The sequence below is a fragment of the Vulcanisaeta sp. genome (genome assembly GCF_049966235.1).
GTDB classification, from domain to species: Archaea; Thermoproteota; Thermoprotei; order Thermoproteales; family Thermocladiaceae; genus Vulcanisaeta; species Vulcanisaeta moutnovskia.
Genome location: NZ_JBMFVA010000011.1, coordinates 42,285 through 56,572 on the forward strand (window position 1 = coordinate 42,285; position 14,288 = coordinate 56,572).

10 protein-coding genes are annotated in these 14,288 nt (G+C 42.8%); 6 read left to right on the plus strand and 4 right to left on the minus strand.

Annotation, left to right across the window (positions count from 1 at the left end):
- Positions 1 to 87: 87 nt before the first annotated feature.
- Positions 88 to 1,806, minus strand: coding sequence for an alpha/beta hydrolase (locus ACP5L5_RS07545; protein ID WP_428762771.1), 1,719 nt, complete (start codon positions 1,804 to 1,806; stop codon positions 88 to 90).
- Positions 1,807 to 2,075: 269 nt separating this feature from the next.
- Between ACP5L5_RS07545 and ACP5L5_RS07550 the strand changes: the two genes are divergently transcribed.
- Entirely contained in the window at positions 2,076 to 3,545 is a 1,470-nt protein-coding gene (locus ACP5L5_RS07550; RefSeq protein WP_428762773.1) for an aldehyde dehydrogenase family protein, read from the plus strand.
- Between the two features lie 254 nt (positions 3,546 to 3,799).
- On the opposite strand, the gene ACP5L5_RS07555 is transcribed toward ACP5L5_RS07550, so the two are convergent.
- Positions 3,800 to 5,191 carry an aspartate aminotransferase family protein gene (locus ACP5L5_RS07555; RefSeq protein WP_428762775.1) on the minus strand — a complete coding sequence of 464 codons (1,392 nt, stop codon included), beginning with the start codon at positions 5,189 to 5,191 and terminating at the stop codon, positions 3,800 to 3,802.
- A gap of 168 nt (positions 5,192 to 5,359) precedes the next feature.
- Here ACP5L5_RS07555 and speE point away from each other — a divergent pair, with 168 nt between their 5' ends.
- Positions 5,360 to 6,292: a polyamine aminopropyltransferase gene (gene speE / locus ACP5L5_RS07560; protein WP_428762776.1), complete on the plus strand. Its 933-nt coding sequence runs from the start codon at positions 5,360 to 5,362 to the stop codon at positions 6,290 to 6,292.
- A gap of 153 nt (positions 6,293 to 6,445) precedes the next feature.
- The gene (locus ACP5L5_RS07565) at positions 6,446 to 7,834 is read left to right on the plus strand and encodes an aspartate aminotransferase family protein (protein WP_428762778.1); all 1,389 of its coding nucleotides are present in this window, start codon (positions 6,446 to 6,448) and stop codon (positions 7,832 to 7,834) included.
- Here the strand turns inward: ACP5L5_RS07565 and speB are convergent.
- Complete coding sequence (gene speB / locus ACP5L5_RS07570; RefSeq protein WP_428762780.1) at positions 7,831 to 8,802, minus strand: agmatinase; 972 nt, start codon at positions 8,800 to 8,802, stop codon at positions 7,831 to 7,833. The genes ACP5L5_RS07565 and speB overlap by 4 nt on opposite strands.
- 111 nt (positions 8,803 to 8,913) lie before the next feature.
- Between speB and ACP5L5_RS07575 the strand changes: the two genes are divergently transcribed.
- From ACP5L5_RS07575 to ACP5L5_RS07585, 3 genes are all read left to right on the plus strand, one after another.
- Positions 8,914 to 10,527, plus strand: coding sequence for an APC family permease (locus ACP5L5_RS07575; protein WP_428762782.1), 1,614 nt, complete (start codon positions 8,914 to 8,916; stop codon positions 10,525 to 10,527).
- 101 nt (positions 10,528 to 10,628) lie between these two features.
- Complete coding sequence (locus ACP5L5_RS07580; protein ID WP_258167486.1) at positions 10,629 to 11,777, plus strand: NAD(P)/FAD-dependent oxidoreductase; 1,149 nt, start codon at positions 10,629 to 10,631, stop codon at positions 11,775 to 11,777.
- Between the two features lie 38 nt (positions 11,778 to 11,815).
- Positions 11,816 to 12,886, plus strand: a complete 1,071-nt coding sequence (locus tag ACP5L5_RS07585; protein ID WP_428762784.1) for a saccharopine dehydrogenase family protein — start codon at positions 11,816 to 11,818, stop codon at positions 12,884 to 12,886.
- Between the two features lie 4 nt (positions 12,887 to 12,890).
- On the opposite strand, the gene ACP5L5_RS07590 is transcribed toward ACP5L5_RS07585, so the two are convergent.
- Positions 12,891 to 14,288, minus strand: a 1,398-nt coding sequence (locus ACP5L5_RS07590) for an aldehyde ferredoxin oxidoreductase family protein (protein ID WP_428762786.1), incomplete at its 5' end; no start/stop codon positions are given.

Below are 14,288 nucleotides of genomic sequence, written 5' to 3' on the forward strand. Positions count from 1 at the left end.
GTACTAAAGACCATTTCTAAATTTATAATCATAATAGTGACTTAATTAAAGATGATTATCGTTTTATTTTAAATATTAATACTGGTATTAAAAGGAGTCAAAGGCGACTACGTACCATACTATGAACATTGTCACTAGGAACATGCCGACATAAGCATTTCCCGTCTTCCTAAAGTAAAATGTTATTAGCGAGGCAACTAATGGCCATAGTATTACGAAGGGTATCATGTATATTGGAAGCACACTTAGATTAGGTGCGTGGCCAGTAAATATTTCTCCATAAACAATGATCAGCCAGATAATTATGCCTAGAGTTAACACTACCGAGTTAATAGTCATTTCAGCTCCAGTACTTATCTTTCCAGCCTTTGGTCTCATAAACCCACTAAATAATACTGCCAGTGGTACAAGGAGAATAGCAAATGGCAGTAAATACGCCCAGAAGTATATGAATCTTCTAAAGGTCATTGGTTCCAAGGCCCAAATCCATAGCCTAAAGTCCACATTAAATGTATAGAAAACAAAGTCCAGTATTACATACAAGGTCGACAATACTATAACCGCGAATACAAAGGCCTTAATTATATTGATTATAGTAGTCTTTCTATCACCCCATGAAAGCCCATAATTAACCGCAGATGCGCCTTTCTTCCTTAAGAAAACGAAGTGATCCATTATGAGAAGAACTATTGTTATACCACCAACTACCAATGCCCAGAACATATAAACATCGCTCTGTACCTGGGGAAATACAACACTTACGAATGATGTTAGGTGAGTCCAGACAAACATATTTGTCCATATGTACAGTGCAGGACCTAGGGCTGTCGCTATTACTGCATTGATCCACCAACCAATACCTGTAAATCCCTTGTAATCAGGTATTGGTCTCACTAAGGATCTAAATACACTTGTTCTAAGTAATAAGGCCCCAGTAGCGAATAGGAAAATAAAAGCACCAAATAACGCCAATCCAGTACTAACGACTTTCCATTGCCATATCTGATTAGTTGGCAGTATGTAAATGGGCGCGCCAAGGGTTTGATAGAACCATTGTATTACCTCAGCGATCTCAGTCGGGTCATCAGTTGCCTGTGCATGAGTTATTGGAGGTTGATATAATATTCTGGCAGTCCCATCATTTATTGAACCATACACCTCATTCGGCACCACTGGCTGTGATGTATTGAAGAACTGCATTAATAATGGTGACTCTGGCGCGTCAAAACCTGTCGGCTCATGCATCATCAATGGGCCTAACTCCTCGTAAAGACCAAAGGCTATAGCTACATTTTTGAGATGGCTAACCAATGCTGGACTATAGAAGCCGTACCAAAACGGCGTTGATTCCATGAAAAACATTGACCTATAATCATTTGGTAAAGCCAACGCGGCCTCAGTTATTGCCAGGCCACCCATGGAGTGCCCAACAAGACCTATATCGCTGGCATTAACCATGGGCAGGGAGGTCAAATATTTTAGGGCGCTCACCGTACCGTAAGGCCCATAGGCAATTGCAAGCCCTATACTACCACCAGAGAGCCCATGCCCATAGGGATCCATTATTAATACTACATATCCTCTCCTCGCTAGCTCTATGGCGACATTTTGCATAAACTCTTTTTGATTGTTCCACCCATTGACAGCCAATATCGCAGGGACAGGATGCTTCGTCGACGCAGTGCTAGGTAAATAAAGCATGGCGCTTATCACAGCGTCATGATCACCATATATCGCTATTTGATACACATGGACAAAACCAAAGTCAGAATTAACATAGGACGCAAAGGCACCTCCGCCTATCATTAAGATTAACGATATTATAAGTAAAATTAGGTAGGTTTTAATTTCAGGGTCCATACTTCCTAGATCTTAGAAACTAAGTTTAATATTAAATATGATTAAATATCATATTTATGTTAATGACTAAAATAAAAATGTTATAGAATTATAATAATGTTTAATGCATAATTTATAAATATATTTATTAATATTAATAAACCATCAGTATTATTAAGTATATCATAAGACGGTACCAGGTTATTTTTATTAATAGATTTGCGCCCGCTTTAATTATGCCTCTGCCTAGGCTGGATCACTTCATAAATGGCGAGTTCGTTAAACCCTCAAGCGGCGAGTATAGAATCAAGAGGAGTCCCATCGATGATTCTCCACTGACTGAGGTTGCGGCAGGTAGTAGGGAGGATGCTAGGGCAGCCATCGATGCTGCCTATGACGCGTTAAAGAATTGGTCTAGGTTGACGCCAATCAAGCGGAGTGAGTATCTTTACAAGATGCTTGAGGAGTTTAGGAAGATGGAGGATGAGTTCATTAAGGTCTTGATTGAGGAGGGTGGCGGTATCTACAAGAAGGCCTGGGGTGAGGTTGTCTTTACCGAGAGACTTATTCAGAATGCCGCTGAGATGGCTAGGCACTATGAGGGCAAGGTGCTCAATTCTGATAGTGAGGCCACGATATCCCTGGTGTTCAAGAAGCCTAAGGGCGTTGTTGGTGTTATAACTCCCTGGAACTACCCATTGTCAATATCAATGAAGAAGATAGCTCATGCCCTAGCCATAGGGAATACCGTGGTTTACAAACCAGCCAGTGATACACCAATAACGGGCTATATGATAGCTCAACTAGCCCAGAGGGCTGGTCTTCCTAAGGGTGTGTTGAATGTTGTGTTTGGTTCTGGTGGTGTTGTTGGTGATGAGATAGTTGTTAGCAAGAGGGTTAGTCATATAACCTTCACTGGTGAGTCGGCTACGGGTAGGGAGATAGCGTCTAAGGCTGGTGGTTCTCTGAAGACCGTGACCCTCGAACTTGGCGGTAGTGACCCATTGATAATACTTGACGATGCCGACCCAGACTATGCTGCTAGGCTCGCAGTTTTCGCAGCCTTCTTCCATCAGGGCCAGATCTGTACGGCTGCCAAGAGGATTATTGTGCATAGGGGTATTGCGGATAAGTTCATTCAAAAGTTTGTGGAGTACACGAGGATACTCAGAATTGGCGATCCTAGGGCTGATAAGAATATGGATCAAGGACCATTAATTAACCATAACCAAGTCGAGACAATGCAGGGATTCCTAAAGGATGCTTTAGACCATGGTGCTCAGGTATTATTTGGTAGTGATGTTAAGGGTAACTACTTCACGCCAACAATACTTACTAATGTTGATCTAAACATGAGGGTTATGAAGGAGGAAGTCTTCGGACCAATAAGGCCTGTGATCGTTGTTGATGACGATCAACAAGCTATTGAGATTGCCAATAGTAATGATTATGGGCTCAGTGGTGCCGTTATCACCAAGGACATAAATAGGGCGCTGAATATTGCAGAAAATGTGGAGTCAGGCATGTTCCACATAAACGATGTAACATTTCTAGAGGAGAGCCATGTACCTTTCGGAGGCATTAAGGCATCTGGCATGGGTAGGGAGGGTGGTGAGTACTCTTTCCATGAGAATACTTTCGATAGGTGGTTAACGATAACCCTACGTACTAGGAGATTCCCAATACCATCAACCCTAAAGTCATAAAACCACTGCTTAGTGAATAATAAAAATTGAAAATAAACTCACCTTATTACACCCACGCATCTTAACGGTCATTGTGTATTAATTCCTCATCTGCGGTGCCAATGCCTTAATAATCTCATCCCTCGATAAAACAAGCTCATTAGTAACAAGCACACCGACTTTCTCCAGCGGTCTCTCACTAACCTCTAACTCCTATTCTGAATGTATGTATCAATTATTGTGTCCAGCCCTACGGCCATGTTTATTAATAAGTCTCACCTGGTCTCACGGGATAACTCCCTAATTACATCCTCAAATATCCTAGTACCTTCATCAAGGTGTCTCTTGGTCAGCACTAATGGTGCCATAAACCTCATAACATTGCCAAAGTGACCACATGTATGCATCAAGACACCCCTCTCGAACATCCTCCTCCTGACCTCACTTGCTAATTCCGCTCCTGGTTCCTTAGTTGAGTTATTCTTAACGAGCTCAACACCAATCATGAAGCCGATACCCCTTACATCGCCAATTATTGAATATCTCTCAGCAATATCCTCAAAGGTCCTCCTTGCATAATCACCAAGTTGTAAAGCCCTGTTAAGTAAGTTCCTAGATCGTATGTACTCAATAACCGCGGCACCAGCAGCCAGGGCCAGTGGATTAGACCTATAGGTACCTAGGTGAAACATCTCCGGTAATTTCTCATCATACTCAGCCCTATAGGCCACCACGGACATTGGTATGCCACCGCCAATCGCCTTGGAAATACACATGACATCAGGCGTGACACCGAAGTGCTCCACAGCCCACCACCTACCAGTCCTACCAACGCCAGTCTGTACCTCATCGGCTATGAGGAGTATGCCATGCTTATCAGCAATCTCCCTAAGGCCCCTCAGGAAGTTCCTTGGCGGCACTATGTATCCACCCTCGCCCTGTATTGGCTCAACGAGTATTGCGCCAACCTCACCAATGCCAGTATATGGATCACTGAGTAGGTGGTCTATGTAGTTAAGCACTGCATTGCCGCAGTCCTCAGAATCCTTTGCTGGCAATGGACACCTGTATGGGTATGGGTATGGAACCCTGGCGACATTGATTAACGGTACACCCGCGTATGACTGTAATTCCGTCTTTGCAGTAATTGCGACTATTCCCTGGTGAATGCCGTGGTATGCGCCCTCAAATGCCATTATCACGGGCTTCTTAGTGACCCATCTGGCTAGGGCTATTGCCGTCTCACAGGCATCAGCTCCAGTGACACCAAATATTACCTTTGCCTTGCCCCTAAGGTCTCCAGGGAGTATTGAGTGCAAATTCCTTAGGAATCTAATCCTAGCCTCGCTGGGTATCTCGCTCATCCAGTGCCAGTAATGATCGAGTTGTTCCCTAACGGTTTGCTGTACGTATGGGTTATTATGGCCAACATTAAGCACTGCAATACCAGCCACCCAATCAATGTAATAATTGCCATCAACATCCCTTATCGTCGCGCCCCTAGCAGTATCGATAGCAAACCTAAAGGCCTTGGGATAAGTAACACTATTGGTTTCAAGTTCATGCTGGATATTCAATAACTCCAGGGACTTGGGTCCAGGGGGTTTAACAACTATTTTAGGTGCCTCAGGAAAACTCAAGCTCTCTAATTCCTCCTCAATCGTCATAATACATCCTCCAACATCCACCTATTTAAATTTTGCTGATTCTATATTAATACACGATATAATACTTAAAAGTAATTTTATTTGCAATGTGGCATAAATAGCATTTTGTATTTAGATACGTTATTGACAATAATAAATAATGCTTAAAAGTCGAACCTATTAACACTCATGATGAGTCTTGAAGACATGAGTAGGGAGGGTACGTGGTTCATCGAGTTTAATACGCCATTTAGTTACCATATTAGGGGTATTAAGAGAGTTTTATACAATGGGGTCACTAAGTATCAGAGGGTTGCCATTGTTGAGTTCGAGGACTTGGGTAAGGCATTGGTGCTTGATGGTAAGACCCAGAGTACTGTGTACGATGAGTTCATTTACCATGAATCACTGGTTCACCCAGCAATGATTGCTCATCCAAACCCGAGGAGGGTACTTATTCTTGGTGGTGGTGAGGGTGCAACTGCCAGGGAGGTCCTTAAGCATAGGAGTGTTGAGGAGGTTGTCATGGTTGATATCGATGATGATGTCATCAAGATCTCCAGGGATTACTTACCGGAGATGCATCAGGGCGCCTTTGATAATCCAAAGTTAAGGCTTATAATTGGTGATGGTAGAAAATTCATAGAGGAAAGTAAGGATAAATTTGACATAATAATACTGGACTTAACAGACCCACTTGAGGGTGGTCCATCATACCTACTATACACGGTTGAGTTCTATACGATGATTAAGGATAGACTTAATGATAATGGTTTAATGGTAACCCAAGCAACATCAACATTCTACGCACTATATACCTTCGCAGCAATATACAGGACAGTGGCTTCGGTATTTCCCGTAGCGAGAGCATACCATACCTACGTCCCATCATTCGATAGCACATGGGGCTTCGTAATAGGATCAAAGAGGCTAGACCCAGTCTCATTGACACCTGAGGAGATTGATTCAAGGATCAAGAATAGGATTAACGGTGAGTTAAGGTACTATGAAGGCGATATTCATAGAGTCCTCTTCACCCTACCAAGGCATATAAGGGCGCTTCTTGAGAATAAATCAATAAAGCCAGCAACGGATAAGAACCCCACATTTTTGCCTGCATAATTATCCAAACATATTTTATTTCATTAAAGGGCATAATTAATATTATTTCTTATAATTCACATAACTTACATAACATTTTTTCCGTTATTCATGTTATTATAAAATAAAATTAAAGAAATAAATAAAAATATGTAAATTATACATTCATTTCGTATGAGAGTCATAGATATAATAAATAATGTTAAGGGAGACTATGTAAATAAGACCAGGAAGTCAGAACAATTATACAATGAACTAGCTAAGTACACACCCTATGGTGTACATAGTAATTGGCGTATTTGGGATCCATACCCATTATTTATGAGCAGAGCCAAGGGCTCGCGCATTTGGGATGTTGATGGTAATGAATACGTGGACTTCTGCATGGCATTTGGCGCATTAGCCACAGGCCATGCCCACCCTGTTTTAATTGATGAGATCTCGTCATTCATAGGTAATGGGACCATTTATGGCTTTGAAACCGAGTATAGCGTTAAGTTGTCAAGGATATTAATTGATAGGTTTAGTATGGATATGGTTAGGTTCTCAAACACTGGTGGTGAGGCAACGGAACTAGCCACTAGGTTAGCTAGGGCATACACTGGGCGTAAGTACATACTTAAGTTTGAGGGTCATTACCATGGGTCAAGGGACACATTAATGGTTGGGCTTAAGCCAATACCTGCCAGGGCGGGTCACCCTAAGACGCCTAGGTCAGTACCAGCCAGTTGGGGTTTGCCGGAGGATATTTACAGGACAGTGCTTGTTGCTCAATGGAATGATGAGGAGAGTGTTGAGGAGGTATTTAGGAGGTATGGTGATGAAATTGCTGGTGTCATCCTTGAACCAATAGCCATGAACATGGGCTTCATACCGCCCAAGAAGGGATTCCTTGAGTTCCTAAGGAGGATAACCAATGAGTATGGTTCAGTATTAATATTTGATGAAGTGAAGACATCGGGTAAGTTCTATGGTGGTGCTGAGGAATACTTCGGTGTTAAACCTGACATTAAGGTCGTTTCAAAGGCCATTGGTGGTGGATTCCCATTCTCGGCCGTGTTGGGTAAGCGGGATATAATGGAGTTAGTGGGGCCGAATAAGGTTGCTCATGGAGGCACATTCAATTCCAACCCACTATCAGTGTACGCGACCTACGTAACACTTACAAGGATACTCACTAGGGATGATATGAGTAAGGCGTCAGCATTGAGTGAGGAGATCGGTAAGGCATTAAATGATATACTCAGTGATAATAAGATACCTGCATACGTAGTATATGCAGGCCTCAGTGGAGGTGCCTACTTAACGAGATCCAAGGCTGAGCTTCACAATTGGAGGGACTTCGTGAAGTACGTAAACCTAGATGCAATGTACATATACTTAACAAGCATGGTTTCAAAGGGGGTAATTCCACAATGTATAGCACCTGATGAACAATGGACAGTATCAGTTCAGCATACGAAGGAAGATGCTGATAAGCTTGTGGAGACTGCCAAGCAGGTTATTGATTTATTAAAGCAGAGCGGTTATGGTGAAGTATTTAAGATAGAAGAGGCATTTTAAGCTTGTTTCGTTATTTGCTTCGCCTTTACTGACATTGCTTGGTATGTTATGTTTGCAGCCAGTAGGCTTGTTACGCCGGTTGGGTCCAGTGGTGGTGATACCTCAACAACGTCAAAACCAACAAGCTCAAAATTGGCGTTGGCCAACGACCTAATTATCAACAGGGCCTCCCTACTTGTGAAACCACCAGGCTCCCTGGTCCCAGTACCTGGTGCGTAGGCTGGGTCTACGGAGTCTATGTCAAAGGAAACATAGACACTACCACTCAATGAACTCCTCAACTCATTAATCAACCAGTTGATACCCTTGGCATCAACCTCACTCATCGTTATAACCCTAATAGGCACTGGGGAATTCCTCGGGTATTCAAGATCAGACTTGTCATACTGAGGTCCTCTAATGCCAACCTGGATAACACCCCTAATTAGACCCTCCTCAATAGCCCTCCTAACCCACGTACCGTGTGTATACTTCTCACCCCAATATTCATCCCAATAATCAAAGTGGCTATCGAAGTGTAGGACGAGCGGCTTAAACCTCTTACCCACAGCCCTAAGAACACCAAGTGTTATACTATGGTCACCACCGGCAATGAACGGTGTTGCACCCTGATCAATCACACTGCCTATGGTCTCCTCAATCCTATCCAAAGTCCTAACAACGCTGGTGGGTATAACATCAACATCTCCATAATCCACAGCCCTAAGGGCGATAAAGGGGTAAACATCAAGGTCCATGTTGTACGGCCTCAACAACCTAGACTCAGCCCTAATGAATTGAGGACCAAGCCTAGCCCCGGTATAAAACGTGGCACCACCATCAAAGGGCACACCAACGAAGGCACCAAGAACACTATTACCCTTCAAATCCCTAACGAGTGGAAGCCTTGCAAAGGTTATGGGCTGAGCAAAACGGGGAGACTTAAGAGCATCCAACGGAGAGCCAGCATAACTCCAAGGCCAGGACATAGGCATCCCTGGGTACCAGGTAATTTTAAATATTTTTTAATATTTTTGTGATAACTATTATTAATAATGTGAGAGAGTAAAGCTTTTAAATAGTAAAATATGTAAAAGTATGTGCCGGAGGAGACTGAGAAAAAACCTACGTTATTTCTAAGGGAAGCCACTGGTTTGGTTAGGGAGGTAAGCCCATGGGCCTCGGTTAGTGCAATATTTGGCCTGGTAACTGGTGGCGTTCCATTGCTGATTGCCTCCTGGCTTTTCCTCGCTCCTTCGACTAATGGCATTTTCTCATGGACAACGGGCTACATAGTCACACTGTTACCCACTCTGGCCATGGCATTCCTATTCTACGTAGCTGGCGTCACAATGCCGAGGTCCGGCGGTGACTACGTATTTAACAGTAGGGCTAGTCACCCACTGATTGGCTTGGCGAATTATATGGCGTTGTGGATAGCCTTCGCATTATCGCTGGGCGTCTACAGTACATTGGGTGCCACATGGCTTGGTGATTTACTCACTGGACTCGGGCTCTTTTATAATAATTCGTACTTCCTAAACCTCGGCACATGGATAACATCATCAACTGGCACTGCAATAGTGGCAGTAATACTAATAGTATATGCCGCATTACTATCCATACACCCGAGGATACAGTGGTCATTCATGAAGTGGAGTGGTGCAGTTACTCTTATTGCTACATTGATTGCCTTTGTAGGCTTTGCCATGGTTAATAAGTCCGTATTCTTTCACAACCTGGCTAACCTAACTGGTGTTTCTGACCCAGTTGGTACTGTGGTTAGTGATGCCGAGAAGAATGGACTTACATTCTTTAACCCAATATATGCAGTTGCCCTAACCATAGCACCAATCTGGTACTACTTCACGTGGTATAACCTTGGTGCCTCCTGGGCTGGTGAAATGAAGCAGGTCAGGAGGAACATGTTCTATTCAACAATATGGGCCGTAATTATTGTAGCCATTTACTACATGATCTTCACCGACCTATATATCTATGCCTTTGGTAATAGGTTCACGACTGCATATGCATTTCTCTATAATGAGGGTATTAGTGATCCTGTGGCCAATGCCTTATCATCGATTGGCCCATTCCCACCATTTTTCCTACTCGTGGCAACTGGTAGTGTTGCGCTTTACCTGATTGCTTGGTTTGCCTTCTGGTGGCCAAACACGTATAGCAATGTTCCTCTAATCACTGCATTGGTTAGGTACCTCTTTGCCTGGGCCTTTGATAGGGTTGCGCCAGCCAAGCTTGGTGAGGTGAGCGAGAAGTACCACACACCAACCTGGGCCTTAATAACTGCGGCCGTTATTGGTTTTATTGGCGCTATGATGTATATATTCATCACATGGCTATCGATAGTGGATATTACCATAGTTTTCGAGACGAGTTATGCCATATTCGCAATAATTGCTGCCGTAATGCCCTATGTTAGGAGGAATATTTATGAGAGGTATGTACCAATAAAGACCAAGATAGCTGGTGTGCCATTAATAACGTGGATTGGCATTGCGGCCTTCGCATTCCTAGTATGGGCGCTCATTGAGACCTGGGGCAACCCAGTACTACTACCAACAAACATATTGACCTATGAGTCACTGGTCGTGATGTACGGCCTTGGAATAGTCATGTACCTAGTGGCCAGGTGGTACAACAATAGGAAGGGAATTAACATAGACATGCTATTCCAAGAAATACCACCAGAATAAATCAAGCAATTTAACATAAAGTACTTAAAAACTTTTTAGAAATGCTTATTAACTCCTATATTTACCAAAAACTTGGGGATTGATATGCGAAAATAGTAATAATAGGTGGCGGCATAACTGGTACTTTTTTGGGATATTTCCTTGGCCTCGAGGGATATAATGTTACGATAATACATAATAGGGGGAAACTACCGTTGGTTGACTTAGTTTTTTCTAATATGCTGCCATCAGCAAGTGATGTTCGTGTCACTAAGGAGACTATGAGGATTTATAGAAGTCTTGAGGAGGAACTCAAAACAACGCTTCTTAAGAACTATGTCGCACTGCATATATATCCAAACCACGATTCACTTAAGTTAATAGAACCTGTCATACCTGATATTGAGGACGCTGGTGTTAAAGTAAAGGTGTTTGATTCTAAGGAGGCTCATGAGGTTACTGGGTTGATATATGATGAGCAGGAGCATGTAATTTATGGTGAGTATGAGTATCTTGTTTCCATAAGGAAGATAGTTGGTGCATTGCATAGGAAATTGAATATTATTTACGGCAATGCCTCATTAAGAATCAATAATGGTAATGCCTATGCCATTGTGGGAAATGAGGAATTAACAGGTGATGCAGTAGTACTTGCAGCTGGTGGATGGAATTCTAAAATAGCTAGGGAGGCAGGTATTGAAGTACCGCTTGTTACTTACGGTACGAGGGCCCTAGCAATCATAGGTAGTACGCGATTAAATAAGTACTCAATATCAGACTATAAGTATGATTATTACACAAGACCAATGGGTAATTTACTTGATCCGATAGCCTTCATTGCTGGTGATGGTAATGTTAAGACAAGTGATTTAAGGCAGGTAAGGAGACTCACGAATAAGTCATACTCCAATTGGTTGATTGGTTTAATGAAGAAGCGTGATCCGTCAATGATGATATCAGCAATAGCAGGTTATAGCCTGGTTGAGATGGCCTATGACTATGAGCCAGTGATTGGTAAGGTTCCTGGTGTAAATAATCTATACTTGATCGGTGGATTTGATGGTTATGGCGCTAAACTAGGCCCTGGACTTGCCTTTGAATTGGCAAGGATAATAATGGGACTTAACCCATCAATTGATGTATCGTGTTATGACATAAATAGGTTTGATGGTTATGAGGGACAACATGATATTGATCCGCACTGGGAACCCGTAATGCTCTACTTACCTGCACCAAACGGTGCGAGTCCATGCTTCTATAAAAATAAATAAAAACCGCTTAGAAGGCCTGTAATTAAAATGGTGTTTTTATGAGAGTCTTTGTTTTGGGTGGCTCTGGGTTAATTGGTAGTGTGATTGTTAGTGAGTTAATGAGGGGTAATGTTGATGTCACAGTTATTGACTTGGTGAAACCCAGGTTCAATGTTGATTACGTCTTTGGTGATTTGAATAATGTTGATGATATTGCGGGTAAGATCAGGAATGCTGATTACGTGATTAATGCAGCTCAGTACTACTTCAATATTAATGCCATGAGGGCTTGCCTAAAGACCGGTGTTAATTATATGGATCTTGGTGGCCTATTCTGGATGACTAAGAAGCAGTTGGAGTTTAATGACGAGTTTGAACGTGAGGGATTACTGGCTCTTATTGGTATTGGCGCTGAGCCTGGCATCACTAATGTGGTTGCTGAATGGATCTATAGGATGCATGGTACACCAATTAGTATTAGGATTAGGGACGGCTGGATCTCAAGGTCTGGCAAGATTAATTGGAGTGTTGATACTCAATTGGATGAGTTAACAATGAAAGCTCCAGTGTTTGAGGATGGTGAGTATAAGTATTATGACCCGGCATCAAAGTTTGAATATATTGATTTTATTGAACCCATTGGTAGGGTTAAGACGTACTTAACAATACATAGTGAGTTGGCTACATTTCCACAATCATTTAGTGGGGTTAGATATGTTGATTGGATGGAAGGTGGAACTGGGTTTGAGGATATGATTGTTATTGCCAGATTATTTGGTGATAATGCTGAGGTCATGAATATAAAATCAAGGGCATACCTAAGGGAATTACTCAGGACTAAGGGATTGCTTGGTTACTCAGAGGGCGAAAACCCTGATGAGTGGGAATCCGCTAAGGTGATTTTTGATTATGACGATGAGAAGGTTGAGGTTGAATTTATGAGTGGACCGCATGGTCAATTTGATGGGACTCAATACATGACTGGACTACCTGCAGCTGTTGCTGCTTTAAGTAGGGTTAGTGGTAAGGGTGTGTTACCGCCCGAGAGGGTGATAGATCCTGAACCATTCATTAATGAATTAAAGAGTAGGGGAATAGTATTTTACTACAGAGAAGTTAGGAAGCTTTAGAGTATTAAAGTATATACTCATACTCCTCAAGACCCAATTTCCTTATTGTTTCCTTTGTTGGCTTGCCATTGACCCAACCCCTCAACTCATAATACCTCTTTATACCCCACTCAAAGAATCTCTCAGCGGTATGGCCCTTGGCGGGTCCATCGGGCAATGCTTTCTTCAGGACTTTAGGCGGTAGTTCATCCCTTACCCATTTACCTTCCCTAACGTGGAATAATCTCTCGGTATTGAATATCCTCTCACCAATTGTTATTAACTCATCATACGTTAGATCCCAACCCGCATAGGCATTGAGCAGGTCGACAATCTCCTCGGGTTTCAGTGAATCATCCCCAACCTGATCCACAAAGTTGCAGAGTACGAGGCTATCATATGCCGCGTAATAATTCTGCTCCCAAACAGTAAATACTATCTTCTCCTCAACCTCGGCTAATGGATCAAAGACCTTATTCGGATATGGACCAAATGGATATGGGCCAAGTTCTATCATTGCTGGCCAAGCCTCATTATGATCACCACCCCTATTAGCCGTGGCATAGGCAATCACGAATCCCTTCAATGCCCTAGGATCGTATGCTGGGAATCCCTGGCCCCTAGTGCCAACGAATGACTCAGGGTCATTATACTTAACGGATAGGTGGTAGGCGCCCTCAGCGAGTTCGTTACCAATATCCCTCCTATAGGCTATGTCCTCTATTAATTTGATGTAGGTATCAGTATCACCCCATGATAATTTAATCGGCAACTTACCCTTTTGTGATAGCTCCGTAGCTGTTGCCAGTGTATTACCGGTAGTGATTGTATCAAGACCATACCTATTGCACATGTCAATCATTGTTAATATGGCATTTGGTTCATCAACACCCAAGTTGGAGCCTAGGGCGAATAATGACTCATACTCATACTTAATATTACTACTGCTTTTTCCATCCCAGGATGCCTTACCAATCTTTGTACAGGCTATTGGGCAGAGGGCGCATCCATGTCTCTTCACCAGAAACTTCTCAGCCAAAACCTCACCACTGAACTTCTCGGCTGTTGGCATGACACCAGTCTCGAAATTCCTGGTTGGTAATGCGCCAACACTATTTATTATATTAACTAGGACAGAGGTACCATACTTATGGAGTGGATCCTTACCACTACCCTTAGCTATCCTACCACTAATTTTAACGCCTAACTCAAGTAACTTCTTCCTGTCAAAGGCCTCGGCAAGTAAATCCCTATTGCCCTTAACAAACATCCCCTTAATCAACTTACTACCCATGACAGCCCCCAGTCCACCCCTACCAGCAGCCCTCTGTGTGAATGAACCCATTATACTCGCAAACCTAACAAGGTTCTCACCGGCGGGGCCAATTGTTATGACACCGCAGTCATTCTCACCAAGGCACTT

What these genes read in the sequence shown, in the direction of transcription:
- ACP5L5_RS07585 (WP_428762784.1), top strand. Translation starts at nt 11,816, where the DNA reads ATGAGAGTCTTTGTTTTGGGTGGCTCTGGGTTAATTGGTAGTGTGATT.
- ACP5L5_RS07555 (WP_428762775.1), bottom strand. Translation starts at nt 5,191, where the DNA reads ATGACGATTGAGGAGGAATTAGAGAGCTTGAGTTTTCCTGAGGCACCT.
- ACP5L5_RS07545 (WP_428762771.1), bottom strand. Translation starts at nt 1,806, where the DNA reads ATGATAGGCGGAGGTGCCTTTGCGTCCTATGTTAATTCTGACTTTGGT.
- speB (WP_428762780.1), bottom strand. Translation starts at nt 8,802, where the DNA reads ATGTCCTGGCCTTGGAGTTATGCTGGCTCTCCGTTGGATGCTCTTAAG.
- speE (WP_428762776.1), top strand. Translation starts at nt 5,360, where the DNA reads ATGATGAGTCTTGAAGACATGAGTAGGGAGGGTACGTGGTTCATCGAG.
- ACP5L5_RS07550 (WP_428762773.1), top strand. Translation starts at nt 2,076, where the DNA reads ATGCCTCTGCCTAGGCTGGATCACTTCATAAATGGCGAGTTCGTTAAA.
- ACP5L5_RS07565 (WP_428762778.1), top strand. Translation starts at nt 6,446, where the DNA reads ATGAGAGTCATAGATATAATAAATAATGTTAAGGGAGACTATGTAAAT.